This window comes from Mesorhizobium sp. M8A.F.Ca.ET.207.01.1.1 (assembly GCF_004794715.1).
GTDB lineage: Bacteria > Pseudomonadota > Alphaproteobacteria > Rhizobiales > Rhizobiaceae > Mesorhizobium.
In genome coordinates this window covers 642127-668695 of the sequence record NZ_SRUS01000003.1, presented here as the reverse complement: position 1 = coordinate 668695, position 26569 = coordinate 642127, and the positions used below count along the sequence as shown (strand labels likewise).

Genomic DNA, 26569 nt, shown 5'->3' with positions numbered 1-26569 from the left:
TTATATACAAAGAAGGATTTTCCGTTTTTGGAGCCCTTGCGGGACGGAAATACCAATTTTCGCCGGCCGGGCCGGCTTGCGCTTGTCAGCGCGCGACCGCAACGCTCCCGGCATTGGCGCCAACCGGCTCGGCTGAGGGGAGCGTGTCGAACAACCCAGTGATTTCGGCCGCGACCCTTTGTGCATGACGAGCGACCTCCGGCAGGCCCATGAGTTCGCCAAACGTGCCCCGCGCCAACGGACCGGCGACGAAAAGCCCGGCAACCGGCTTGGCATCGCTGCCGATCGCAAGGCTATCGAGGCTGGTCTCGATACCGAGCCCGTATGTGTCGGCCCTGATCAGCCCGGCCTCAGTCAGCGAAAGCAGCGCCGGGTTTGACTGGAGCGCCTGGCCATGAGCCGGCCCTGTCGTGTTGATGACGGCATCGAAGCGTGCCGTCTCGATCCGCGTCTGTCCGCGCCGTTGGAAGCTGACCGCGAGGCTCTCGCCCTCGTCGTTCGACGCGACAAGCCTGGCGGCGATGGTGTCGAACGCGCCGTCCGTCTGGCGGCGGTCGAGCACGGCAGCGACCTGGGGGGCGATCCTGAAGCGATGCACGTCCCAGAACACGCGCAGCTGGCGGACCAGCCTTGCACGCTCCGGCGGAGAAAGGGCCGCCCACAGCGCCGGCCCCTGCAGGCGCAGCTGGTCGAAGACCGACTGCCAGTTGACCCTGGCGGCCTGCGCCGCCGCCAGTGTGCCGCGAATGTTCTTCAGCAGGCCGAGCGCCGATGTGGCCGGTGCCGACGCAAAGTCGCCGAAAGGCTCATGTCTGATATCCGGGTGGCCGCGCGAGCGCAGGCCGCGGCGCGACAGTGCCAGGATGCGGCCGCGATGGCCGCGGCGATCAAGTTCGGCCACCATGTCGGCCGAGGTCAGCCCGGAGCCGACGATCAGGACCCACGCCTCCGGGCCGATCCCGGCAAGTGCCGACGGTGCATAGGGATCGGCGATGAAGCCAGGTGCTTCAGCCAAGGAGGCAAGTGGAGTTGGGATCGCCGGCAGAGGATGCGTCGCGGCAAGCACGACGATGTCCGCCGCGACAGGTCCGGCGGAGGTCTGCACGGTCCAGGCCGCGCCATTGGCTTCTCGTATTACCTGCGTAGCCTGAGCTTCGACATGGCGGATAGCACCGGAGTCGAGCCAGGGTGCAAGGTGCTCGGCGACATAGCGGCCGAACACACGCCGGCGCGGAAACACATCGCCGTTCTTCCACAAGGCATCCGGGTTCCGTTCGATTTCGCCACTGCCGGCCAACCAGCGCGCAAAATGCTGCGGGTCTTCAGGAGCCATGCTCATGCGGATGGCCGGGACGTTGACGCGGTGGGATGGTTCTTCGCTGGAATAGGCAAGGCCGCCGCCAAGCGCGGAACGCGGCTCGATCACCGAGATCGACAGGCGCTCCGGCCGATTTGTCCGCGCAAGGTGCCAGGCCACGGCGGCACCGGAAAAACCGCCGCCGATGATGGCGATGCGCAATCGGCGGGCCGGAGGCAGCGCGTTCACGAGGCGCTGGCGAGCGACTTCGGCCGATGGTCGCCGGCGATGGTCTCGCCGAACGGTCCGGTGTTGACCGAAGAGCTGGCGGCCTTGACCGGATGATCGGTCGGCAGTCTCGGCAGCACCAGTTCGCCAAAACGGTAGGCTTCCTCCAGATGCGGGTAGCCGGACAGGATGAAGGTGTCGATGCCGAGGCGCCGGTATTCGTCGATGCGCTCGGCGACCGTGTCCGGGTCGCCGACCAGTGCGGTTCCGGCGCCGCCGCGCACCAAGCCGACGCCGGCCCACAGATTGGGCGCGATCTCGAGCTTGTCGCGGCGGCCGCCATGCAGCGCGCTCATGCGCGCCTGGCCGACCGAATCCATGCGGGCAAAAACCTTCTGCGCCGAGGCGATGGTCGCGTCGTCGAGCCGGCTGATCAGGCGGTCGGCGGCGGCCCAGGCCTGTTCGGTCGTCTCGCGGGCGATGACATGCAGGCGAATGCCAAAGGAAAGTTTGCGGCCGGCCTTTTCGGCCAACTCGCGCACGGCGTCGAGCTTGCGTTCGACATCGGCCGGGGGTTCCCCCCAGGTCAGATATTTATCGATTTCCTGCGCCGCCACTTGCGATCCGGCGTCCGACGAGCCACCGAAATAGAGCGGCGGATACGGCGTCTGCACTGGCGGGAACAGCAGGCGACCGTCCTCGATGCGGAAATGCTTGCCCTGGTGCTCGACCGTCTCGCCGCTCAGCACGCGCTTGTAGATGTGGAGGAATTCCTGCGTCACCTCGTAGCGCTCGGCATGCGAGAGAAAAATGCCGTCGCCCTTGTTCTCCAGCGGATCGCCGCCGGTGACGACGTTGATCAGCAGGCGGCCGTTGGAGATGCGGTCGAGCGTGGCGGTCATGCGCGCGGCAAGCGTTGGGGACTGCAGGCCGGGCCGCACGGCTACGAGGAAACGCAGCTGCTCGGTCAGCGGCGCCAACGCCGAGGCAATCACCCAGGAATCCTCGCAGGCCCGGCCGGTCGGCAACAGCACGCCGTAATAGCCCAGCGTGTCGGCCGCTTTCGCCACCTGCGTCAGATAGGGCAGGTCAACAGCCCTGCCGCCTTCGGTCGTGCCGAGATAGCGGCTGTCGCCATGTGTCGGCAGGAACCAGAGCACCTTGATGCGGTCGGCGACATCGCGGCTCATGACCTGCCTCCCGCTGGATGGCGGCGGTGACGGCCTAGGTCTGGGGCGGTTGAAGGCAGGCGCAAAAGGTCGGGCATGGCGTGGTCCTGTCCGGGAAACAGATCGCCGATGCAGATTGCTTATTCTATAAATTCTGTAGAGTTAGTTTATTCCAAATCCTCCGCCGCAATTAGAAATTCTTCCTCATGCTGCGCCGTCCGCAACGAGCGGAGAGGCCGGCCAACTATGCAGGGCCGGCCTTGGCCTTGTCAGAACGCCGGTTCCACCGCGTTGACATTGTCCTTGGTGACGACGGTCAGCGGGATCGGCAGCCGGTCCTTGACCTCCTTGCCGTCGATGATCTCGGCCATGGTGTCGATTGCCAGGCGGCCGTCCTCGACCGGCGACTGCACGATGGTCGAATACATTTCGTTGGTGCGGATCGATTCGAACGCGTCCTTCTGGCCGTTGATGCCGACGATCGGCGGCGCCGCCTTGGAGGGATTGGCCTCCTTCCAGGCGTCGATGAAGCCGCGTGCCATGGTGTCGTCATTGGCATAGACGCCGCTGATCTGGTCACCGAAGCGAGTGATGAGGTCGCGGCTCACGACCAGCGCCTTCTGCTGGTCGAAGTCGGCATTGACGGTGTCGAGCACCTTGATGTCGGCGCTGGTTTCCTTGAGGCGGTCGGTGAAGCCGCTGACACGGCCGATCGTCGTGCCGTTGCCGGCCTGGCCGGCGATGATCACGACAGAGCCCTTGCCGCCGAGCGCCTTGCTCAGCGAATCCGCCGCCAGCTTGCCTTCCTCGTAGACGTCAGGTCCGGTGAAGGACTTGATGAACGGCTTGGCGTCGTCGCTCATCGGCGAATTGATGAGGATCGCCGGGATGTTGGCCTGCTGCGCGCGGGCCAGGCCAGGGATGTAGGCCTGCGGGTCGAGCGGCCACAGGATGATGCCGTCAACCTTGCGCGCCACGCAGGTGTTGAGCTGCTCGGTGCCCTTCTGGACGTCGAAGTCCTGACTCAGGCTGAGAATCTCGACGCCGAGTTCCTTGGCACGGGCCTCGAGCGCCTTGTTGGCCGGCGTCGCATAGGCGTGCGAATCCGCCGCCGTCACATAGCAGACCGTCTTGGCATTGGCCCAGCCTGTCGACGCCAGCAACGCCACGGCGGCGATCTGGAGCATGCTTCTCTTGCCAATCATATCTTTCCTCCCAATCATGCTTTTCCTCCCAATCATGCTTTTCCTCCTTGAGTGATTGGATTGTCGCGAACGAGCGCGGGGCGTGTGCCCTGAGCCCTCCCCGTGGTGGTAACGGCCCGATCGAGCATGACGAGCAGGATCAGGATGAGCCCCGATACGACCTGCTGGACGTATGCGGGAACGGACTGGAACTCCATCGCGATGGTCAGCGAGCCGATCGTCAGCACGCCGCCAAGCGTGCCGAGCGCGGATCCCCTGCCGCCTTCGAGGCGGGTACCGCCGACAACGACCGCGGCGATGACGGCAACCGTCAGTTCCGAGCCGAAGACGGGCGACCCGGTGTTGGTGACGAGGCTCTGGAGAACCCCGGCGAAGCCAGCAAGCGTGCCGGCAAAGACAAAGCCGAGAAAGACGATGCGGTCCGAAGCGATGCCGCTCTCCTTGGCGGCCGCCGGATTGGAGCCGACGGCAAAGACATTGCGGCCCGGAATGGTGCGCGTCAGCCAGAAATGCAGCAGTACGATCAGGATGATGAACAGTGCGCTGCGAATGGTGAAGACATCGAGGTAGATCTTGGCCAGAGCCAGCGAAAGCATGATGTCAGTGCCCGACACCGGCTGGCTGTTGGTGATCCAGTGCGCCAGCGAGCGGAAGATCAGCATCGTGGCCAGTGTCAGGACGAGCGAATTCACCTTCAGCCCGACGACCAGGGCGCCGTTGATGGCGCCCGCCAGCGTGCCGGCAAGGATGGCGACGATCGCGGCGGGCAGGATGCCGATCTCTCGCTGCAGGATGACGGATACGATCCCGGCCAGCGCGAACACCGCGCCACCGGATAGGTCGATCTGGCCCGATATCAGAAGCACGGTAAGCCCAATGGCGATCAGGCCGATCGTGGCCGCCCTGTCGAGGCCGAGGCTGAGCGTCGAAGCCGACAGATAACCCGGAACGAGCAGCGCGGAAGCGACCAGGGTAAGGCCGAGGATGATCACGACCCGGTATCGCGAGGCGAGGACGAGAAGACGCATCAAGCCACTCCCCGCTTGCGCAACGCGGCATCCATGCCGACAGCCCCGACAATCAGGATGCCGAGCACGAAACCCTGGATCGGCGTGCGCACGCCGTCGAGCACCATGACGTTGGTCAGAAGCTGCACGAAGATCAGCCCGGCGATCGCCCGCGGCACGGAGCCGAAGCCGCCGATGATCGAGACGCCGCCGACCACCACCGCGGTGATGGCGCTGAATTCATAGCCGGCGCCGATGAGCGGTCGTGCGCTTTGCAAGGTCAGGCCGAGCAGCCCGCCTGAAATGCCAGAGGCGAGTGCCGTGATCACAAAGGCGCCGGCCTTCACGGCCTGCACGGGGACGGCACTTGCCTCGGCGGCGCTGTAATTGCCGCCGGTGGCGAGCGTCCATCGGTCCCAGAAGGAGCGCGACAGGACGAAATGGCCGATGAGGGCAATGACCAGGAAGATCAGCACCACGACCGGAATGCCGAACAGGCGGCCCTTGGCGAATTCGGCCGAGGCGGGATTGCTGCCATAGACGATGACGCCGCCAACGGCAGCCTGGACGATGCCCAGCCCGATGGTGCCGATGCCGAGTGTGGCGATGATGGGGTTGATGCCGACATAGCCGACCAGCACGCCGTTGAGCAGGCCGATCAGACCGGCGAGGCCGACCGCAAGGACAAAGGCGGGCAGAGGCCCGATCATCGGCTGCAGGCCGAGCGACAGGATGGCGCCGCAGGCTATCGTGGCCGGCACCGACAGGTCAGCCAGGCCACCGACCACCAGCACGAAGGTCATGCCAATGACGACGATGCCGACGATGGACATCGACGTCAGTACATTGAGCAAATTGCCTGACGTGAAAAAAGCGGGACTGACAGAGGAGCCGTAGAGCATGACGGCCAGGATGGCGAAAGCGAGGCCCGCCTTAGACAGGGCATCGACAAGCTTGCTGCCGCGCGTAAAACGGTCGGGGGTGACGATCTTCACGGCCGCGTCGGTCACGCCACTTCCTCCCCGGTCGCCAGGGCCATGATGCGCTCCTCGCTGAGTTCGGCGCGCTCCAGCGGCTCGCAGGCATGTCCGTCGCGCATGACCACTACACGGTCGCAGACGCCCAGGATCTCGGGCAGTTCGGACGAGATCATCACCACCGCCATGCCGCTTGCGACGAGCTGGCCGATGATGTTGTGGATCTCGGCCTTGGCGCCGACGTCGACGCCGCGCGTCGGCTCGTCGAGGATCAGCGCCGACGGCCTGGCGGCAAGCCATTTGGCGATGACCGCCTTCTGCTGATTGCCGCCGGAAAGGAGATTGATGCGCCGTTCGCCATCGGGCGGCGAAATCGAAAACTGCTTCACGTAGTCCGCCGCCAATGCCCGGTCGGCACTTCGCCTGATGCGCCCGAAACGGCTCAGGCGCCGCAAGATGGGCAGGCTGATGTTCTCCCGGATCGACATGCCAGGCACGATGCCATCGCCCTTGCGGTCCTCCGGAACGTACGCAATCCCGGCCTTAACGGCCTGCGATGGGGAATTGATCGAGACCTCGCGGCCGTTGACGCTGACCGTGCCCTCGACGAGGCGCGACAGGCCGAAGATTGCGCGCGCCACCTCGGTGCGGCCGGCACCAACCAGGCCGGTCAGGCCCAGTATCTCGCCGGCTCGCACCTCGAAGCTGACATTGCGGAAGCGCGTGCCGTCGCTGATGCGCTCGACGCGCAGCACCGACTTGCCGATCTCGGCCTGGCTTTTGGGAAAGACGTTACTGACCTCGCGGCCGACCATCAGCCTGATCATCTGCGCGGCGGTGATGCCTTCGATCGGGCGCGTCTCGATCATGGAGCCGTCGCGCAGCACGGTCACCTCGTCGGCGATCTCGAGCACGTCCTTCAAGCGATGACTGATGTAGATGATGGCGATGCCGTCATCGCGCATCTTGCGCAGGATCCTGAACAGCGCTGTTGTTTCATGCTCGCTGAGGCTCGATGTCGGCTCATCCAGCACGATGATCCGGGGTTGCGCGGCATAGGCCTTGGCGATCTCGACGAGCTGCTGCTGGCTGATCGACAGATTGCCCAGCCGCTCGCGCGGATTGATGGCCGCTCCGAGTTCGGCAAGGACGGCGCCGGCCTTCCTGACCATCTCGCCCTTGCGCAGAAAGGTCCATTTGCCGGGCATGCGGCCGAGATAGACGTTTTCCGCGACAGTCAGGTCCGGCACCAGATTGATTTCCTGGTGCACCATGCGGATGCCGAGAGCCTGGGCGTCGGCGGGACGGCGCATGCGTACCTCGGCGCCACCGACCTTGATGGTGCCGCTGGTTGGCGCGTAGGAGCCGTTGAGCACTTTCATCAGCGTCGATTTGCCGGCGCCGTTCTCGCCCACGACCGCATGCACGGTGCCGAATCTGACGGCAAAATTGACGTTTGACAGAGCCTTCACGCCGGAAACGTCTTGCTGATGCCTCTCATGTCCAAGGCGCAGTCGGCGGCGACAGTCATGTCTGGCTAGGTTCCTCCCGGCAGGCCGGCCCGTTGTCCCTGGCATCGAGCTGTTGTGTTATTTTAGTATAATTCTATTTTAGAGCGCGGAACCAATGCGGCCAGAAGGCATGCCCTCTCGGCGTGCAGCTTGGTTCAGGCCTTCACTTCGCGGTGAAATTCATCACTATCGAGGATCTATTGCACTAATATAACAGTTCTGGCAAGCTGGATTCCGATGACCTGCGCGACCATCCCATTGTCGATAGAGACCACCCCTCGCATCGGGTGCATTCCGATTTACATTCTAATATAATCTGATCATTTCCGGTGAACGAAGCTACGGATTTGCCATGGACCTTGACCCTTCGACCCTCAATCGGGCTCTGCCGCTCCGCGATCAGATCTATCACAAGATCCGCAACCTGATCGTCGTCGGGCAGATGAAGCCGGGGGAAGTGATCAACGAGGTGGCGATCGCCGAAGCGCTCGGCGTCTCGCGCACGCCGGTGCGGGAAGCCGTCAAGCGCATCAGCGACGAAGGCCTGGTGAAGATCCTGGCGCAGACCGGCACCTATGTCGCGCCGATCAGTCGTGCCGATCTGGAAGAAGCCTATGTCATCCGGCGGGCACTGGAGATGGAGAGCGCACGGCGCGCGGCCGTCAAGCTCACACCGGCGTCGGCCGAACTGCTGGAGGACAATATGGCGGCACATCGGCTTGCCATATCGCGCGGCCGATACGCCACCGCGATCCAGCTCGACGACGTCTTCCATCGCACCATTGCCGAGATTTGCGGCCTGCCGATGATTTGGCGCGCCGTCGATATTTCCAAGGCGCAGATGGATCGCGGCCGCTACCTCGCCATTCCAAAGCCCGGCTACGGCGAACAGACGATCGAGCAGCACGAAGCCATCCTCGACGCGCTGAAGCGTCACGATGCCGAAGGCGCCGCGCGGGCGATGGAGCACCACCTCGAAACGTCCTTCCGCAACACGCTCGAAGTCGCCGCCGAGCTTCTCGGCTGAAGCCGGACGGCACCGCAGCCGGGACATGATTGGCACATGCGAAGAATGGGACTTTGTATAGCCTGAAGGCATAGGCGATCGCGGAATACCAGCGCGCACGCCGCGGTCTGGCCGGAGGTGCTGGCCGTCATCCGTTCCGCCACCAACTCTCTTCCTTAACGCCCGGCGAACGCAGCTTATCCAGGCGACGCTTGACCACTAACATTCTATTATATTAGTATTCCTTGTGCCTTTCGCCCCCCGGCTTTGTTCGGGGTGGCCTTTTCAGAGTTTGGGTAATGACGCGCTTCATCAAGCTATCGCACGCCGACAACATCCTACTGGCGGTCGATCCATTGGCGGCCGGCGAAAAGGCCGGCGACGTGGCTGCGAGGGCTCGCATCCCGCGCGGCCACAAGATGGCCATGCTCGACATCGGGGCGGATGAACCGATCGTAAAGTATGGCCAAACCATCGGCTTCGCGCGTGGGCCGATCGCGGCCGGAGATTGGGTGCACGAGCACAATGTCTACCTGCGCGATTTCGAGCGCGACTACGAGCATGGCACCGACGTCAGGGAAACGCCGTTCCTTCCAGATGGCGAACGGGCGACTTTCATGGGCTACCGCAGGTCCAACGGCAAAGTCGGCACGCGCAATTTCATCGCCGTCCTGACCTCGGTAAACTGCTCGGCCAGCGTCGCCCGCTTCATCGTGGAAGAGGTCAACCGCTCAGGCATGCTGCGCGACCATCCCAATGTCGACGGCGCCATTGCGCTCGTGCACGGCACCGGATGCGGCATCGACACCAAGGGCCCGGCCTACGATCTGCTGAAGCGCACGCAGTGGGGTTTTGCCACCAATCCCAATGTCGGCGGCGTGCTGATGGTCGGACTTGGCTGCGAAGCTTTCCAGATCCCGCGTTGGATGCAATCTTATAACATCGAAGAAAGCACCACGTTCCGCACAATGACGATCCAGGAAACCGGCGGCACCCGCAAGACCGTCGATGCCGGGGTGAAGGCCATCGTCGAGATGCTGCCGATCGTCAATGCCGCGGAGCGGACGCCGCAGCCGGCTTCCGAGCTGGTGCTGGCGCTACAATGCGGCGGCTCGGACGGCTATTCCGGTATCAGCGCCAATCCGGCACTGGGCGCGGCAGTGGATCTGCTGGTCGCCCAGGGAGGGACCGCCATCCTTTCTGAAACACCCGAAATCTACGGCGCGGAGCATCTCTTGACGCGGCGAGCCGAAAGCCGGGCCGTCGGCGAAAAGCTGGTCGAGCGTATCCGCTGGTGGGAGGACTATACCGCCAGGCACGACATGGAGATGAACAACAATCCGTCTCCCGGCAACAAGCTCGGCGGGCTGACCACCATCCTGGAGAAGTCGCTGGGCGCCTCCGCCAAGGGCGGCACGACCAATCTGCGCGCGGTGCTGGAATATGCCGAGCCTATCAACGAGCACGGCCTCGTCTTCATGGACACGCCAGGCTACGACCCGGTCTCGGCGACCGGTCAGGTGGCGGGCGGCGCCAACATATTGTGCTTCACCACCGGGCGCGGTTCGGCCTTCGGCTGCAAGCCGACGCCGTCGATCAAGCTCGCCTCCAACTCCTTCATCTTCGAGCAGATGCCCGACGACATGGACATCAATTGCGGCGACATCCTCGACGGCGTGACGCTGGCGGACAAGGGCGAGGAGATCTTCGCCGAGATCCTGCGCGTGGCATCGGGCGGGCGCACCAAGTCGGAAGCGCTCGGCTATGGCGACAATGAGTTCGTACCCTGGAGCCTCGGCGCGACGATGTAGCAGTACCGCTCACTTTCAACACGTACCCCCCAGTATCTCAGACGGAAAGAACCGCTCGGCATGAACAGGATAGACCTTGACGGCCAACACGCCGTGGTTACCGGAGGCGCGCAAGGCCTCGGCTTCGCGATGGCAAAGCGTTTTGTCGCCTCGGGCGCGACGGTCACCTTGTGGGACCTCGACGAGGCGCGCCTCGATACGGCCAAGCGGGAACTCGGCAAGGCAGCCACGACGCTTGTCGTGGACATAGCCGATTGGGGTTCGGTGGACGCCGCGCGTGCCAGGACGGAGGAGATCGCGAACAAGATCTCCATCCTCGTCAATTCGGCGGGCATTGCCGGCCCCGCCGCCCCGCTCGACACCTACGACGTCGATGTGTGGAAGAAAATCATCGACGTCAACGTCAACGGCACCTTCTACGTCAACCGCGCCGTGGTGCCGGGGATGAAGGAGCGCAATTACGGGCGCATCGTCAACATCGCCTCGGTCGCAGGCAAGGAGGGCAACCCCAACGCCGCCGCCTATTCGGCCTCGAAGGCCGCCGTCATCGGCATGACCAAGTCGCTCGGCAAGGAGCTGGCGCAGTACGACATCGCCGTCAACTGCATCTCGCCGGCCACTGCGCAGACGCGCATCCTCGAACAGCTGACGGCCGAGCACATCGAATACATGCGCTCGCGCATCCCGCGCGGCCGCCTGCTGGAGGTCGACGAGGCCGCCGCCATGGTCGCCTGGCTCGTCTCCAAGGAAAACAGTTTTACAACCGCTTCCACCTTCGACCTGTCGGGTGGGCGAACGACCTACTGACGAAAAGACGCTGTTCAGGCGGGCAGCCGACCAAGGCTGGCGGCGAAGCGCTGCACCATCGCAAGCCCGGTCTCGTTTGGCCGCATCGCTGGCGCACGGTCGTGAATCTGGATACCGGCGCGGGCGCCGAACAGCCGCTTGCCGTAGCAGATCAGGTTCTCGATGCCTTGCATGACGAAGACCGCCGCCGGCAACATTCTTTCGTAGGCCGCCTCGGCCGCTGCTTCGTCTTCGGCGCGGAACGCATGATAGGCGCGCACGGCGTGGTCGATGCCATCAGGCGCCAGGATCATGCCACGGCAACCGATGCGGAAATTGTCGGTCAATTCCAGCCCGCCCCGCCCGTTGAAGACGGGGATGCGGCCTTCGGTGCGCTCGATCAGGCCGGCAATGTCGGTGACCGGGCCTTCGCCCTTGATCAGCCTGATGTTGGGGTGGAGCGTGACGAGCTCGCGAATCTCGTCCGATGTCAGGCCACGGCCGAAAAAGGCCGGCGCGTTCTGGATCGCCACCGGCAGGTCGGTTGCCTCGGCGACGCGGCCAAAAAAGCGGATGTATTCGGGCGCTCCATAGGATCCAACTGGCGGCGGCTGCAGGATGACCCAATCTGCGCCGAGGCTTTCCGCATGCCGGACCTGGGATATCTGCTCGGCAACGGAAGACCCGAAGATGGTGAAGGCGAGCGGTACCTTGCCGGCGGTGTCCTGCGCCGTCCACTCCATGATCGTGCGGCGCTCCGCCTCGGTCAGCTTGGCGACTTCTGTCGCGAGGCCAAGCGCCGCCATCCCATGCACGCCGCTCGCCAGGCAGATCTCGACCTGCCTGCGCATCGCCGCGCGGTCGAGTTTTTCCTGGGCGTCGAACAGGGCGTAGAGGATGGCGTGAATGCCGTGGAAATCATCGGGCTGGAATTTTGGCATCCCACGCGCCCTCAATGGCTTTCGCGCGGAATGGCGTGGCCACGGTTGCCGACCAGAAAGTCGAGATCGGCGCCACGGTCGGCCTGCAGGACATGGTCGACATAGAGGCCCTGATAGCCGCCGCGCATCGCCGGCTCGGGCGGCTGCCAGGATTGGCGCCGCCGCGCCAGCTCCTGTTCCGACACGTCGAGATCCAGCTTCCGCGCCTCGACATCGAGTTCGATCATGTCGCCGCTCCTGACCAGCGCCAGCGGACCACCGACGGCGGCTTCGGGTGCGGCATGCAGCACGACCGTGCCGAAGGCGGTGCCGGACATGCGGGCGTCGGAAATGCGGATCATGTCGCGGACGCCCTTTTTCAGGAGCTTTTGCGGCAGCGCCATGTTGCCGACCTCGGCCATGCCCGGATAGCCCTTGGGGCCGCAATTCCTGAGCACCATGATCGAGGTCTCGTCGATGTCGAGTGCGGGATCGTCGATGCGCGCCTTGTAGTCGTCTATGTCCTCGAAGACGACGGCGCGGCCGCGATGCTTCATCAGGGATGGTGAAGCGGCCGACGGTTTGATGATGGCGCCATCGGGTGCCAGATTGCCACGCAGCACCGCGATACCGCCATGCAGCGTCAGCGCCCTGTTGCGCGGACGGATGACCTCGGGATTGTCATTCCGGGCGTCGGCGATGTTGTCGCGTACGCTCTTGCCGGTGACCGTCAGCGCGTCGAGATCGAGCATGTCGGCGATCTCTTTCATGACCGCCGGAATGCCGCCGGCGTAGCAGAAATCCTCCATCAGGAAACGGCCTGATGGCATCAGGTCGAGGATGGTCGGCACGTCGCGACCGAAGGCATCCCAGTCATCGAGGCTGAGTTCGGTGCCGACGCGGCCTGCAATCGCCAGCAGATGCACGACCGCATTGGTCGAGCCGCCGATGGCGCCGTTGACGCGGATGGCGTTGGCGAAAGCCTGCTTGGTAAGAATGGCCGAGGGGCGCAGATCGTCATTGACCATCTCGACGATACGCCGCCCGGTCATGCGGGCGATGCGGTTGCGTCGCGCGTCGACGGCGGGATAGGCGGCGTTGCCCGGCAACGCCAGTCCGAGCGCTTCGACCATCGAGGCCATGGTCGAGGCCGTGCCCATGGTCATGCAGTGCCCAGGCGAGCGCGACATGGCGCTCTCGGCATTGGCGAAATCGTGCTCGCTCATGATGCCGGCTCGCACATCCTCGGAGAATTTCCACACATCGGTGCCGGAGCCGATCTGACGACCCTGGAAGCGGCCATTGAGCATCGGCCCACCGGAAATGACGATCGACGGCAGGTCGCAGGAGGCGGCCCCCATGGCCAGCGACGGCGTGGTCTTGTCGCATCCGGCCATAAGCACGACGCCATCCATCGGATTGCCGCGGATCGCCTCCTCGACATCCATCGAGGCGAGGTTGCGGAACAGCATCGCCGTCGGCCGCAGATTGGATTCGCCGCAGGAGAACACGGGGAATTCCAGAGGCAGGCCGCCGGCCTCCAGCACGCCGGCCTTGATGTGCTCGACCAGGCCGCGAAAATGCACATGACACGGGGTGAATTCGGAGAAGGTATTGCAGATGCCGATCACCGGGCGGCCATCGAAAGCATCGTCGGGCAGGCCGTTGTTCTTCATCCAGCTGCGATGGATGAAGGCATCCTTGCCTTGGCCGCCGAACCAATGCTGCGATCGTCTCCTGGTCAATGGCCTTCTCCCGGTGCTCAGGCGGGATGCTGAAGCTGGCTCAGCCCGCCATCGACGACGAGGGTCGCCGCGTTCATGAACGGGCACTCGTCGGAAATCATGAACACGGCGGCAAGGGCGATCTCGCGCGCCGAGGCAATGCGGCCGCCGGGATGCAGCGCCATGGTGTTGGCGCGCGCCGCCGCCGGATCAGGAAAACTGTTCCAGTAGTCGATGGCCTTCTGCGTCTCGACATAGCCCGGCGCCAGCGCGTTCACGCGCACGCCCTGCCCGGCATATTCGAGCGCCAGCGATTTGGTCAGCCCAAGCAGAGCGTGCTTGGCGACAGGATAGGGAAAAGTGTGTGGGATGATGGTGAAGCCGTGGGTCGAGGCGATGTTGAGGATCGCCCCGCCGCCATTCGCCAGCATGCCCGGCAGCACCGCCTTGCTGCAGTTCCAGGCGCCCTTGACGTTGACGTCAAAATTGCGGGTCCACTCTTCTTCGGTGGCCTCCAGCGGCGTCGAGAAAACGTTCATCCCGGCATTGTTGATCAATGCGTTAACCGGACCTATCTCGGCGTTCGCGCGGGCAACGGCTGCTTTTATCGCGACCCCGTCGCTGATGTCGGCTGTCGCATGCCCGACATGCCCCTTGGGTGCCGCGAGACCCGCGACGGTCTTCTCCAGCAACGTGCCGTCCTGGTCGACGAGGAACAATTTCGCACCCTCGGCAAGACAGGCCTCGGCGATGGCCAGCCCGATGCCTTGCGCGGCGCCTGTCAGGAAGATGCGTTTGCCGGACAGGCGCTCAGCCATGAGTGTCACTCCAGTCGAACATGGTCAACGCCTGCCCAAGGCCGACGAACGCAGATTGTCGAGCAGCACGGCGAGCAGCAGGATCACGCCGCGCACGATGTATTGGTAGAAGGCCGGGATGTTGAGCAGGTTCATGGCGTTCTCGGCGATGCCCATGATCAGCACGCCGACGATGACGCCCGACATTGTGGCGCGGCCGCCGGCAAGCGACACGCCGCCGAGCACGCAGGCCGAGATGACCGAGAGTTCAAGCCCGACCGCCGCGTTGGGCTGTCCGGAGGTGATGCGTGACGCCAGCAGGATGCCGGCGATGCCGCAGACGACGCCTTGCAGGGCGAAAATCCAGATGCGCGTGCGGTCGACATTGACGCCGGCCAGCCGTGACGCTTCAGGATTGCCGCCAATGGCCAGCGTGTTCTTGCCGAAGACGGTGCGGTTGAGCACGAAGCCAAAAATGCCGAACAGAACCGCCAGCACCCAGACGGGCGTCGGTATGCCTAGGAATTTCGACAGCGCGAGCTGATAGAAATCCGGGCTGTTGATGCCGACGGCGCGCCCGTCGGATGCGATGAGTGCAAGGCCGCGCACGATCTGCATGGTCGCCAGCGTCGTGATCAGCGCGTTGATGCGGAATTTGGCGATGACGACACCGTTGATGAAGCCGACAAAGGCACCGCAGGCGATCGCCGCCAGCAGCCCGAGCAGGATCGAGCCTGTGTAGTTCGACGCCATCACCGCGACCATGCCGGCGAAGGCAACGATGGAGCCAACCGACAGGTCGAAGTCGCGCGCCGCGAGACAGAACATCATGGTGCAGGCAACGATGCCGACGGTTACCACCGACTGCAGCAGGCCAAGCATATTGCGATCGGTGAGGAAATTGGGAACCAGCAGCGAGACCAGCGCGAAGGCAACGACGAAGATGACGACGAGGCCCTGTTCGCCGAGCACAATCTTCTTCAGCTGATCGGTCATGTCAGGTCCTCAGGATGCGATGGCGTCGGGGGTTTTGGTGTCGGGAAGTGCTGCGGCCAGGATCGCCTTCTCGGCGAACTGGTTGCGTGCAAGCTCGGCATTGATGCGCCCGCCGCACATCACCAGGATACGGTCGCAAATGCCCATCACCTCCGGCAGGTCGGACGAGACGACGACGATCGCCATGCCATCCTCGGCAAGCTGGTAGAGCAGTTCGTAGATTTCCGACTTGGCGCCGACGTCGATGCCGCGTGTCGGCTCATCGACGATGAGGACGCGTACGCCCTGCTCCGACAGCCAGCGGCCAAGGATGACCTTCTGCTGGTTGCCGCCGGAGAGATTGATGATGTCCTGCTTGCGCGATGGCGTGCGCACCTTGAGCTTCTTGATGAAGGTTTCGGCCGTGGCGATCTCGCTGGCGCGGTTCAGGATGCCGAAGCGCGCGTGATGGCGCCGCGACGAGATGTTGATGTTCTCCTCGATCGAGCGGCCCTGGATGATGCCGTCATGCTTGCGGTCTTCCGAACACAGCACGATGCCGGCGCGGATCGCGCCATGCGGGTCGGCGGCATGGATCGCCTTGCCATCCACCGTGATGGTGCCGCCCGAGCGCGGGTCGGCGCCGAAGACCAGCCGCATCAGTTCCGAGCGGCCTGCACCGATGAGGCCGAAGAAGCCGACGATCTCGCCGGCCCTTGCCTCGAAACTGGCTGGTGTCTTCAGTTTTGCTCCGGAGATGGCTTCGACCTCTAGCCTGATGTCGCCGGCCTTGCGTGGCCGAAACCCCCAGATGTCGGAGATTTCGCGGCCGACCATTTCGGCGACGACCTGGTCGCGGGTGACGCCTTTCAGCGATGTGTGGTGCGCCGCGAGCTTGCCGTCGCGCAGCACGGTCAGGCTGTCGCAGAGGCGGAACACCTCGTCGAGCCGGTGCGAGACATAGATGATGACCTTGCCCTCGCCGCGCAGGCGGTCGATCAGGGCAAACAGGATTTCGCTCTCGCGCGACGACAGCGACGAGGTCGGCTCGTCCAGGGCGATGACGCGCGCGTCGAGCATGATTGCCTTGGCGATCTCGATCATCTGGCGCTCGCCGATCGACAGCGTCTTGACCTTGCGGCTGATATCGATGTCGATGCCGGCCGATTTCAGCTTGGCGCCGACATCCTCCAGCATCTTGCCGCGCGCGATGACGCCGGCGCTGGCGGGAAAGCGGCCGAGGCTGAGGTTCTCGGCGACGGTGAGTTCCGGCACGAGCTGCAATTCCTGATGAATGACGATGACGCCATTGTCGAAGGCATCCCTTGTCGAGGCATAGGCCTGGACCTTGCCGTCGATGCGGATCTCGCCTTCGTCCGCATGCTGGTCGCCCGACAGGATCTTGATCAGGGTCGATTTGCCGGCGCCGTTTTCGCCCATCAGGCCATGCACGGCGCCCCTGTCGACGCCGAACGAGACGTCCGACAACGCCTTGACACCCGGATAGGTCTTGGTGATGTGCGAGAAGTCGAGAAAGGACACGGGCGTCGATCCTTCTTGTGCCACGGCAAACAGGCGGCGGCATGAGCCGCCGCCTGTTTGTACAGGGAGGATTATTCGATGCCGAGGCCCTGGCGGACCTTCTGGTAGTCGTCGCGTTTGGCCAGCGCGCCGGAGGTCAGGATCAGCTTCTCCGGTTCCTTGTTGTTGGCGACCCAGTCATACATGTTGAGCGCCGTCTCGTAGCCATGGCGCTTCGGCGAGATGATCACGGTGCCGACAAAGCCAGTGGCGGTCGGCTTCTTGAATTCGTTGATCGCCGAATCCGCGCCGCCGATGCCGACGCCGATCATGCCGTCAGCAGCAATGCCGACGCTTTCGGATGCGCGCACTGCACCGAGCACCGCTTCGTCGTTGAGGCCGAAAGAGACCCACTTCTTGATGTCGGCATGGGCGTTGAGCACCACCGTCGCGGCATTGAGGGCTGCTTCGGTGTCGGTCTTGGCCTGGGGAGCGTCGAAAATGTTCTCGGCCTTGAAGCCGTTGGCCTTCAGCACCGAGATGGCGCCTTCGACACGGTCGACGGCGGTCGGCAACTGGTCATAGGAAACGCGGATCGCACCGACTTCGTCGGCCTTCCAGCCGCGCGCCTTCATCTCATCGACGATCGCCTGGCCGACGGCCTCACCGATCTTGGTGGCCGAGATGCCCATATGCGGCACGTCTTCGAGCGCCTTGCCGTCGGCGCCGACCAGACGGTCGTCGACGGTCATCAGCTTGAGATTGTTGGCGGTGGCCTTGGCGACGATGCCGGGGCCGAGCTTCACGTCCGGCGTGCAGACGATGAAGCCCTGGGCGCCTTGCGCGCCGAGATTGTCGATCGCCGACATCAGCTTCTCACCGTCCTCGGCGCCGATCTTGACGAGGGTAAAACCCTTTTCCTTGGCGGCCTGGTCGGCGAACTTCCATTCGTCCTGGAACCACGGCTCCTCGGGCTGTTTGACGATGAAGCCGATCTTGGTGTCCTGAGCATATGCAGCGATGGTCGTGACGGACAGCACGGCAAGCGCGCCCGCGACGAGCGCGGTCTTCAGAAGTCGCATGATTACCTCCCAGCGATGGCCGGGCGCTCAGCCCGGATGCAGGAGTCTCTAATTGTTTTTATCATACTCGTCAATTGATCTGGTATGATAATTAAGATACATGCTCTGACCAGGGATCGCTGGCGCAAATCATCCGCATCCGGTAAGGCCGGGCTGGTTGTGCGAAACCAGTGGGTTCGCCGCCTTGGAGGAGGGCTGAGGTGACCGAAACGTCTAAGAAGGCTTCAGCCGACACGACCACGCGCCGCCCGCGCGTCATGCCCGATGTGACGAAGGCGATCGCCTCCGACATCTTTTCCGGGCGCTATCCGGCCGGCTCTTCCCTGCCCACCGAAAACGAACTCGGCGTCGAGTATGGCGTCAGCCGCACCGTCATCCGCGAAGCCCTGAAGGTGCTGGCCGCCAAGGGGCTGGTGCTATCGCGGCCGCGCGTCGGCACCATCGTGTGCAACGAGGACGACTGGAACATCATCGACCCGCAAGTGCTGGCCTGGCACGCGCCGCATGCGCTTGACGACAAGCTGTTCGATGCCATCCTGGAGACACGCCGGGCCATCGAGCCGCTGGTCGCCGAGTTGGCCGCCACGCGCGCGACACTGCAGGAGATCGCCGATCTGGAAGCCGCGTGGCGCGGCATGGCTGATGCCGGCGAGAACCTCGCCGCCTTCTCGCGCAGCGACATCGCTTTCCACCAGATCGTCTATGCCGCCAGCCACAATCCGATCTTTCGCCAGATCGGCAACCTGATCGACACCGGGCTGAAATTCTCGCTGGAAGCGACGGCAACCATCTCGCTCGACCGCCGCATGAAAGCCGTGGCGGCGCACCGCGAAGTGGTGGAGGCGCTGCGCATGCGCGACGCCGAGGCAGCGCGTGGTGCCGCCAACCGGATTCTCGACCTTGCGGCGCGCGACCTCGTCAGCGCCAAGAAACTCAAGAACAACTGAGACCGCGCATGAAAATCATCTCGCTCACCACCTACATCGTTCCGCCACGCTGGCTGTTCCTGAAGATCGAGACAGATGCCGGCGTCACCGGCTGGGGCGAGCCGGTGGTCGAAGGCCGCGCGTTGACCGTCGAAGCGGCGGTCAAGGAGCTTGGCGATTATCTGATCGGCAAGGATCCTCGCCTGATCGAGGATCATTGGACGGTGATGCATCGCGGCGGCTTCTACCGCGGCGGGCCGATCCTGATGAGCGCCATTGCAGGCATCGACCAGGCGCTGTGGGACATCAAGGGCAAGGCGCTCGGCGTGCCCGTCCATGAACTGCTCGGCGGCAGGCTGCGCGACACCATCAAGGTCTATTCCTGGATCGGCGGCGACCGGCCGGCGGAAGTGGCGGCTGGCGCCAAGGAAGTCGTGGCCCGCGGCTTCCTGGCGCTCAAGATGAACGGCACGGAGGAACTGCAGATCGTCGACAGCCACGACAGAATAGATGCCGCCATCGAACGCGTCGCCATGGTGCGCGAGGCGGTCGGGCCCAATATCGGCATCGCCGTCGATTTCCATGGCCGCGTCCACCGGCCGATGGCCCGCATCCTCGTCAAGGAATTGGAGCCCTACCGCCTGATGTTCATCGAGGAGCCGGTGCTCAGCGAAAACCGCGAGGCGCTGAAGGAGATCGCCGCCCTTGGCTCGACGCCGATCGCGCTCGGCGAGCGGCTCTACAGCCGCTGGGACTTCAAATCCGTGTTCGAGGAAGGCGTCGTCGACATCATCCAGCCCGATCTGTCGCATGCCGGCGGCATCACCGAGTGCCGCAAGATCGCGGCTATGGCGGAGGCGTATGACGTGGCGGTGGCGCCGCACTGCCCGCTCGGACCGATCGCGCTCGCCGCCTGCCTGCAGCTCGATGCCGTGAGCTACAACTGTTTCATCCAGGAGCAGAGCCTGGGCATCCACTACAACGCCGCCAACGACCTGCTCGACTACGCCGCCAACAAGGACGTCTTCCGCTACGAGGATGGCTATGTCGCCATCCCCGACGGCCCGGGGCTCGGCGTCGAGATCGACGAGGACTATGTCAAGGAGCGGGCCAAGGAAGGCCACCGCTGGCGCAACCCGATCTGGCGCCACAAGGACGGCTCCTTCGCCGAGTGGTGAGCAGCGAGGTCAGCAGCCAAGCTACCACATTTTTTTCTCAGCATTATCGAGCAACGGTCTTCTGACACGTCACCAACGCCGTCCGTGTTCACGATGAGATCAGACGGGAAACTCTTTTCGATAACGAACCCAGCTTCTCACAAGCGGCAACGCATCGAACGACGGAAATCGATGCGTTGTTCCCAAGCGAGTTGCGTCCAGAGTTATCCGCCCCGATGAAGCATAGAGCCTGTTTGTTGTCGCTATCGCGGCGCATCCTGACGATGCCCGGCGGAGGGTCGCATGCGGTAAGTGCCAGCGCCAACCCAGCAAGAGCGAGTGTAATCAGACTGCCGTTCCGCATTGACCTATCCCACCCCGCTGAAACGGAGACGGACCAGTTAGCATGCGCGCTGACAAAAAAGCTGAAACTCTAGAGAACTTGGTGGAGCCAATCGGGATCGAACCGACGACCTCTTGAATGCCATTCAAGCGCTCTCCCAACTGAGCTATGGCCCCACTCCCGGCAGTCTGCCGGCGCCGTTTCCGGCGAGAGATCGGCGAGGGTTGGAAGACCGCGCCGTTAGTGCAGGCGGCTTCTAACCCCGCCTTTCCCAGATATCAAGCCTTCATCGGCGGCTTTTTCTTCACAGGCCGTGAAAGCCGGCAAACGCTTACGTTCGAGACCTTATCAGACCTCGTCGTCGTCGTCGCCGACGCCGATCATGTCGGCAACGTCGTCGTCTTCTTCCTCTTCGTCGGCAAGGAAGGTGTCATCCTCGTCGTCGCCGAGATCGACATCATCCTCGTCGTCGCCGAGATCGGGAAGATCGTCGCCGCCCTTGGCCTCGTCATCGGCCTCTTCCAGCGAAACGACTTCGGCGCCCTCTTCGTCCTCGGCGTCCACTTCCTTCTCGGCCACTTCCTCCTCCTCCTCGACGGCGGCGATCTTGCCTTCGTCGAAATAGGAACGCGGATAGCTCTTGCCGGTATAGGGCGAGACGATCGGGTCTTTGTTCAGGTCGTAGAATTTCCGGCCCGTTTCAGGGTCGATGCGTTTTGTGCCAAGTTCGGTTTTTGCCACGGCAAGCCTCGTCAATAAAAGAGTGGTCCCCTTAACCACAGTTTGCAGCGCTGTCAAAGCGAAAAGCCGGCGTCACAAAACCAAGCATTCAAAGGCCTCGCGCCAAGTGACGACCATGGGGATGACCATTTCGCCCCGCCGTGATAGGAGACCGCCGCAACAAATGAAAAGCGCCGGACCGCCGGCATTCCGTCCAGGGAAATTCCATGTCACACGCCGCCGCTGCCAAGCCGGCCACCGCCCGCAAATCATCCGCCCTTTCCGGCACGGCCCGTGTGCCGGGCGACAAATCGATCTCGCACCGCTCCTTCATGTTCGGGGGGCTTGCTTCCGGCGAAACGCGCATCACCGGCCTGCTCGAGGGCGAGGACGTGATGCGCACCGGCGCGGCCATGAAGGCGATGGGCGCGCATATAGAGAAGCACGGCGCAGAATGGGTGATCCGCGGCACCGGCAACGGCGCGCTGCTGCAGCCGGAAGGCCCGCTCGACTTCGGCAATGCCGGCACCGGCTCGCGGCTGACCATGGGGCTTGTCGGCACCTACGACATGGAAACGACCTTCATCGGCGATGCCTCGCTGTCCGGCCGGCCGATGGGCCGCGTGCTGGAACCCCTGCGCCAGATGGGCGTGCAGGTGCTGAAGGCGACGCCCGGCGACCGCATGCCGATCACGCTGCATGGCCCAAAGCACGCAGCCCCGATCACCTACCGCGTGCCGATGGCCTCGGCACAGGTGAAGTCGGCGGTGCTGCTGGCCGGCCTCAACACGCCGGGCATCACCACCGTGATCGAGCCGGTGATGACGCGCGACCACACCGAAAAGATGCTGAAAGGCTTTGGCGCCAATCTGTCGGTCGAGACCGACGAGCGCGGCGTGCGCCACATTTTTATCGAAGGCCAGGGCAAGCTCACCGGCCAGACCATCGCGGTGCCGGGCGACCCTTCCTCGGCCGGTTTCCCGCTGGTGGCGGCGCTGATCGTGCCGGGCTCGGATATCACGATCGAGAACGTGCTGATGAACCCGACCCGCACCGGCCTGCTTCTGACGCTGCAGGAAATGGGCGGCCAGATCGACATTTTGAACCGGCGCAATGCCGGCGGCGAGGATGTCGCCGACCTGCGCGTGCGTTACTCCGAGCTGAAAGGCGTCACCGTGCCGCCGGAGCGGGCGCCGTCGATGATCGACGAATATCCGGTGCTCGCCGTTGCCGCGAGCTTCGCCGAAGGCGAAACGCTGATGCAGGGGCTGGAGGAACTGCGGGTGAAGGAATCCGACCGGCTGTCGGCGGTGGCCAACGGGCTCAAGCTCAACGGCGTCGACTGCACCGAGGGCGAGGCTTCGCTCGCCGTGCGCGGCAAACCCGGCGGCAAGGGCCTGGGAGGCCATCCCAACGGCCTGGATACGACCGTGCAGACGCATCTCGACCACCGCATCGCCATGAGCTTCCTGGTCATGGGGTTGGCGACGGAAAAGCCGGTCACCATCGACGACCAGGCGATGATCGCGACGAGTTTTCCGGAGTTCATGGGATTGATGAAGGGGCTGGGCGCGGAGATCGGGTGATTGTCGATGGCAATTGCAAACCTCGGAGATTGGATGCCGACATCCCTCCCTTCGTCATCCCGGCGCGAAGCAAGGAGCGGAGCGACGCCGCGCAGACCCCAGGATCCATGCCGTGACTTCAACGCTCCGCAACGGTGCAATATTCTGGTCCGCGGCATCCTTCGGTTGAGGACACGGCATGGATCCCAGGGTCTCCGCGACGGAGCTTCGCTCCTGCTCCGCCCTAGGATGACGAACGCGTTGGGATCGACGGCCTGCCAATGACCCACCCCTTCACCATCGCCATCGACGGACCGGCCGGCGCCGGCAAGGGCACGCTCGCCCGCCGGCTCGCCGATCACTATCGCCTGAATCTGCTCGACACCGGGCTTACCTATCGCGCCGTCGCACATGCGCTGCTGCGGCTTGGCCTGCCGCTCGACAATGTCTCAGCGGCAGAGACCGCGGCGCGCCAGGTCGACCTGGCAAAGCTCGACCGCGCGGTGCTGTCGGCGCATGCGGTTGGCGAAGCGGCTTCGAAGGTCGCGGTTTTCCCGACCGTGCGCCGCATCCTGGTCGAAAAGCAGCGCGATTTCGCCAGGACGCCGCCGGGCGCGGTGCTTGACGGGCGCGATATCGGCACCGTCGTGTGTCCCGACGCCGACATCAAACTCTATGTGACGGCGAGTGCCGAAGTGCGGGCACGCCGCCGGCTGGCCGAGATCGAAAGCATCGGCGGCACCGCCAATTTCGCCGAAATCCTTGCCGATATCCAACGCCGCGACGAGCGCGACATGGGCCGGGCCGACTCGCCGCTGAAGCCGGCCGCCGACGCGCACTTGCTTGATACCAGCGAAATGGCTATAGAAGCCGCGTTTCTCGCGGCCATGTCTGTTATCGACGACGTGCTGGCCAAGAGAAACAAGGCCTGATCCGGGTTTTCTCCCGCGTTTCCGTTGCCGGAGGCGAAGAAAATACCCATATCGGGCACGAACCAGCCTGCCAGCATTCTTCATGCGCCGGAATTGCCGCTCGAAAAGCGGCCCAGGGCTTTTTAGCCCGGAACGCCGGCAGGCCAACGCAACGCTAACCCACGGCGCCCGTCCCGCTCGAGATGCGGGGCACTCCAGGAGAAACAATGTCAGCTGCAAATCCCACTCGCGATGATTTCGCGAGCCTGCTCGAAGAATCATTCACCACCGGCCATTCCGGCGAAGGTCAGGTCGTCAAGGGTACGATCACGGCGATCGAAAAGGACATGGCCATCATCGACGTCGGCCTGAAGGTCGAAGGCCGCGTGCCGCTGAAGGAATTCGGCGTCAAGGGCAAGGACACCACCCTCAAGGTCGGTGACACCGTCGAAGTCTATGTCGAGCGCATCGAGAACGCGCTTGGCGAAGCCATGCTTTCCCGTGAGAAGGCCCGCCGCGAAGAGAGCTGGGTCCGCCTCGAAGAGAAGTTCACCAAGGGTGAGCGCGTCGAAGGCGTCATCTTCAACCAGGTCAAGGGCGGCTTCACCGTCGACCTCGACGGCGCCGTGGCCTTCCTGCCGCGCAGCCAGGTCGATATCCGCCCGATCCGCGACGTTTCCCCGCTGATGCACAACCCGCAGCCCTTCGAGATCCTCAAGATGGATCGCCGCCGCGGCAACATCGTGGTTTCGCGCCGCACCGTGCTCGAGGAGAGCCGCGCCGAACAGCGTTCGGAAATCGTGCAGAACCTTGAAGAAGGCCAGGTGGTCGAAGGCGTCGTCAAGAACATCACCGACTACGGTGCGTTCGTCGACCTCGGCGGCATCGACGGCCTGCTGCACGTCACCGACATGGCATGGCGCCGCGTCAACCATCCGACCGAAATCCTCAACATCGGTCAGACGGTCAAGGTGCAGATCATCCGCATCAACCAGGAAACCCACCGCATCTCGCTCGGCATGAAGCAGCTCGAGAGCGATCCGTGGTCCGAGATCGGCACCAAGTTCCCGATCGGCAAGAAGATCAAGGGTACCGTCACCAACATCACCGACTACGGCGCATTCGTCGAGCTGGAGCCGGGCATCGAGGGTCTCATCCACGTTTCGGAAATGTCGTGGACCAAGAAGAACGTGCACCCCGGCAAGATCCTGTCGACGACGCAGGAAGTCGACGTGGTGGTGCTCGAGGTCGATCCGGCCAAGCGCCGCATCTCGCTCGGCCTCAAGCAGACGCTGGAGAATCCGTGGCAGGCTTTCGCCTCGAGCCATCCGGTCGGCAGCCAGGTCGAGGGCGAGGTCAAGAACAAGACCGAGTTCGGCCTGTTCATCGGCCTCGAAGGCGACGTGGACGGCATGGTCCACCTCTCCGACCTCGACTGGACCCGTCCGGGCGAGCAGGTCATCGAAGAGTACAATCGCGGCGACATGGTCAAGGCGCAGGTGCTCGACGTCGACATCGACAAGGAGCGCATCTCGCTCGGCATCAAGCAGCTGGCCAAGGACACGGTCGGCGAAGCCGCGACTTCGGGCGAACTGCGCAAGAACGCGGTCGTCACCTGCGAAGTCATCGGCGTCAAGGATGGCGGTCTGGAAGTGCGGCTGGTCGACAGCGGCATCGAGACATTCATCAAGCGCTCCGACCTCAGCCGTGATCGCGACGAGCAGCGCCCCGAGCGCTTCACCGTCGGCCAGAAGGTCGACGCCCGCGTCATCGCCTTCGACAAGAAGACCCGCAAGCTGCAGGTCTCGATCAAGGCGCTGGAAATCGCCGAAGAGAAGGAAGCGGTCGCACAGTACGGCTCGACCGACTCCGGCGCTTCGCTGGGCGACATCCTGGGTGCCGCGCTGAAGAAGCAGGGCAACTAAGTCCTTCGCAACGCGAAGTCCTTCCACAGTCCAAAAACAAAACCCCGCCGGATCGCTCCGGCGGGGTTTTTCTTTGGAGCGGTTCAGCGTTTGATTGAATCGCCGACCCGCTCCAACTCTTTGTTTTCACGCAATTCCCAAGGGAAACCGCTACGCGTTCTTCCCGGGAAAACCGTTACGCACTTTCCCTGGAATTGCTCTCGGCGAAATGCTCTTGAAGTTCAGGCCCTGCCGTAGAGCGGCACCAGCGTTCCGCTCATTGCCCGGTTGGTGGGCGAGACGAGATAGGCGATTGATTCGGCCGCAGCTTCGAGGCTGACCCATTTGGTGAAATCGGCATCCGGCATGTCGGCGCGGTTCGCGGGCGTGTCGAGCGTCGAGGGAGCCACGGCATTGACCAGGATGCCATTGGCCTTGAGCTCTTCCGCCATGGCCACCGTCATGGCAGCGACCGCCGCCTTGCTGGCGGTGTAGGCGACCATCCCGGCGCCGCGCCTGGGGTCGAGCCCGGCGCGCGCGGTGACATTGACGATGCGGCCGGCAGAGCCCGACGCCAGCATCGAGCGGATAGCCGCGCGGCTGCACAGGAAGGTGGTGCGGGCGTTGGTGTCCATCATCTCGGCGAAGGATGCCGATTCGATCTTTTCCACCGGTGCCATGGCAAAGCCGCCCGCCAGATGGATCGATCCCCACAAGGCAGGGACCTGAGAATAGAAGGCTTCGACCTTGGCGGAGTCCGACAGGTCGACATTGTGCGCCAGCTTCACATTGTCGTGCGCGGTGAAGGGGAAGTGCTGAGGTGCCGCGGCGTGCGCGTTCGGCACATGACAGATCGCGCCCTGCTCCAGCAGCCTGCCGACCACCGCCCCACCGAGCGCGCCGGTTCCACCGGTCACAACGATATGCCTGCCTTCAAGTGTTTCCGTCATCCTGGACCGCTCCTGTCATTTTTATGACTTTTGTCGTTGGTTAGCCGCGCCGACGCGAAGCGTCGCGCCTTTCAGTC

Annotated in this window: 22 protein-coding genes and 1 tRNA gene; 8 read left to right on the top strand and 15 right to left on the bottom strand. The window is 63.8% G+C overall.

The window, feature by feature from the left end:
- Positions 1-85: 85 nt before the first annotated feature.
- From EN850_RS11960 to EN850_RS11935, 6 genes are all read right to left on the bottom strand, one after another.
- Positions 86-1546: an FAD/NAD(P)-binding protein gene (locus tag EN850_RS11960; protein ID WP_136091302.1), complete on the bottom strand. Its 1461-nt coding sequence runs from the start codon at positions 1544-1546 to the stop codon at positions 86-88.
- Positions 1543-2715: an FMNH2-dependent alkanesulfonate monooxygenase gene (gene ssuD / locus EN850_RS11955; protein WP_135862364.1), complete on the bottom strand. Its 1173-nt coding sequence runs from the start codon at positions 2713-2715 to the stop codon at positions 1543-1545. The genes EN850_RS11960 and ssuD overlap by 4 nt, the downstream gene beginning before the upstream one ends.
- A 248-nt stretch (positions 2716-2963) precedes the next feature.
- The gene (locus EN850_RS11950) at positions 2964-3899 is read right to left on the bottom strand and encodes a sugar ABC transporter substrate-binding protein (RefSeq protein ID WP_135862367.1); all 936 of its coding nucleotides are present in this window, start codon (positions 3897-3899) and stop codon (positions 2964-2966) included.
- A gap of 32 nt (positions 3900-3931) precedes the next feature.
- A complete protein-coding gene (locus tag EN850_RS11945; protein ID WP_127278179.1) occupies positions 3932-4927 on the bottom strand; it encodes an ABC transporter permease in 996 nt (331 codons plus the stop codon).
- On the bottom strand, positions 4927-5916 hold the full coding sequence (locus EN850_RS11940) for an ABC transporter permease (RefSeq protein WP_189591059.1): 990 nt from the start codon (positions 5914-5916) through the stop codon (positions 4927-4929). The genes EN850_RS11945 and EN850_RS11940 overlap by 1 nt, the downstream gene beginning before the upstream one ends.
- On the bottom strand, positions 5913-7355 hold the full coding sequence (locus tag EN850_RS11935; protein WP_246689179.1) for a sugar ABC transporter ATP-binding protein: 1443 nt from the start codon (positions 7353-7355) through the stop codon (positions 5913-5915). Before EN850_RS11935 ends, EN850_RS11940 begins: the two co-directional genes overlap by 4 nt.
- A 391-nt stretch (positions 7356-7746) precedes the next feature.
- Here EN850_RS11935 and EN850_RS11930 point away from each other — a divergent pair, with 391 nt between their 5' ends.
- The 3 genes from EN850_RS11930 to EN850_RS11920 all read left to right on the top strand — a co-directional run bounded on the left by EN850_RS11930 (position 7747) and on the right by EN850_RS11920 (position 11018).
- Positions 7747-8421 carry a GntR family transcriptional regulator gene (locus tag EN850_RS11930; RefSeq protein WP_127278177.1) on the top strand — a complete coding sequence of 225 codons (675 nt, stop codon included), beginning with the start codon at positions 7747-7749 and terminating at the stop codon, positions 8419-8421.
- A gap of 278 nt (positions 8422-8699) precedes the next feature.
- Positions 8700-10211: an altronate dehydratase family protein gene (locus EN850_RS11925; RefSeq protein ID WP_136091301.1), complete on the top strand. Its 1512-nt coding sequence runs from the start codon at positions 8700-8702 to the stop codon at positions 10209-10211.
- A gap of 60 nt (positions 10212-10271) precedes the next feature.
- Positions 10272-11018, top strand: coding sequence for an SDR family NAD(P)-dependent oxidoreductase (locus EN850_RS11920; protein WP_127278175.1), 747 nt, complete (start codon positions 10272-10274; stop codon positions 11016-11018).
- A 14-nt stretch (positions 11019-11032) separates the two neighbouring features.
- Here the strand turns inward: EN850_RS11920 and EN850_RS11915 are convergent, their stop codons facing one another.
- The 6 genes from EN850_RS11915 to EN850_RS11890 form a co-directional block, all read right to left on the bottom strand.
- Positions 11033-11938: a dihydrodipicolinate synthase family protein gene (locus EN850_RS11915; protein WP_136091300.1), complete on the bottom strand. Its 906-nt coding sequence runs from the start codon at positions 11936-11938 to the stop codon at positions 11033-11035.
- Positions 11939-11949: 11 nt separating this feature from the next.
- Positions 11950-13662, bottom strand: a complete 1713-nt coding sequence (gene araD, locus EN850_RS11910) for an L-arabinonate dehydratase (RefSeq protein WP_136091299.1) — start codon at positions 13660-13662, stop codon at positions 11950-11952.
- A 17-nt stretch (positions 13663-13679) separates the two neighbouring features.
- Positions 13680-14459 (bottom strand): SDR family oxidoreductase, encoded by a 780-nt coding sequence (locus EN850_RS11905; RefSeq protein WP_135917321.1) that lies wholly within the window; start codon positions 14457-14459, stop codon positions 13680-13682.
- 24 nt (positions 14460-14483) lie between these two features.
- Positions 14484-15434, bottom strand: a complete 951-nt coding sequence (gene araH / locus EN850_RS11900) for an L-arabinose ABC transporter permease AraH (protein WP_135921633.1) — start codon at positions 15432-15434, stop codon at positions 14484-14486.
- 9 nt (positions 15435-15443) lie between these two features.
- Positions 15444-16955 (bottom strand): L-arabinose ABC transporter ATP-binding protein AraG, encoded by a 1512-nt coding sequence (araG, locus tag EN850_RS11895; RefSeq protein ID WP_135883714.1) that lies wholly within the window; start codon positions 16953-16955, stop codon positions 15444-15446.
- A gap of 71 nt (positions 16956-17026) precedes the next feature.
- Positions 17027-18016 carry an arabinose ABC transporter substrate-binding protein gene (locus tag EN850_RS11890; RefSeq protein ID WP_127275810.1) on the bottom strand — a complete coding sequence of 330 codons (990 nt, stop codon included), beginning with the start codon at positions 18014-18016 and terminating at the stop codon, positions 17027-17029.
- A 257-nt stretch (positions 18017-18273) separates the two neighbouring features.
- Between EN850_RS11890 and EN850_RS11885 the strand changes: the two genes are divergently transcribed.
- A complete protein-coding gene (locus tag EN850_RS11885) occupies positions 18274-18963 on the top strand; it encodes a FadR/GntR family transcriptional regulator (protein ID WP_246689185.1) in 690 nt (229 codons plus the stop codon).
- Positions 18964-18971: 8 nt separating this feature from the next.
- Positions 18972-20120 (top strand): galactonate dehydratase, encoded by a 1149-nt coding sequence (gene dgoD / locus EN850_RS11880; RefSeq protein ID WP_135862384.1) that lies wholly within the window; start codon positions 18972-18974, stop codon positions 20118-20120.
- A 422-nt stretch (positions 20121-20542) separates the two neighbouring features.
- Here dgoD and EN850_RS11875 read toward each other — a convergent pair.
- Positions 20543-20618 (bottom strand) — tRNA-Ala (locus tag EN850_RS11875).
- 172 nt (positions 20619-20790) lie between these two features.
- Positions 20791-21183 (bottom strand): TIGR02300 family protein, encoded by a 393-nt coding sequence (locus EN850_RS11870; protein ID WP_127275813.1) that lies wholly within the window; start codon positions 21181-21183, stop codon positions 20791-20793.
- Positions 21184-21389: 206 nt separating this feature from the next.
- On the opposite strand from EN850_RS11870, the gene aroA reads away from it, so the two are divergent.
- From aroA to rpsA, 3 genes are all read left to right on the top strand, one after another.
- The gene (gene aroA / locus EN850_RS11865; RefSeq protein ID WP_136091297.1) at positions 21390-22748 is read left to right on the top strand and encodes a 3-phosphoshikimate 1-carboxyvinyltransferase; all 1359 of its coding nucleotides are present in this window, start codon (positions 21390-21392) and stop codon (positions 22746-22748) included.
- A 260-nt stretch (positions 22749-23008) separates the two neighbouring features.
- The gene (gene cmk / locus EN850_RS11860) at positions 23009-23659 is read left to right on the top strand and encodes a (d)CMP kinase (RefSeq protein ID WP_127275815.1); all 651 of its coding nucleotides are present in this window, start codon (positions 23009-23011) and stop codon (positions 23657-23659) included.
- Between the two features lie 206 nt (positions 23660-23865).
- The gene (gene rpsA / locus EN850_RS11855; protein WP_127275816.1) at positions 23866-25563 is read left to right on the top strand and encodes a 30S ribosomal protein S1; all 1698 of its coding nucleotides are present in this window, start codon (positions 23866-23868) and stop codon (positions 25561-25563) included.
- A 221-nt stretch (positions 25564-25784) separates the two neighbouring features.
- Here the strand turns inward: rpsA and EN850_RS11850 are convergent, their stop codons facing one another.
- Positions 25785-26492: an SDR family NAD(P)-dependent oxidoreductase gene (locus EN850_RS11850; RefSeq protein ID WP_127275818.1), complete on the bottom strand. Its 708-nt coding sequence runs from the start codon at positions 26490-26492 to the stop codon at positions 25785-25787.
- Positions 26493-26569 lie beyond the last annotated feature (77 nt).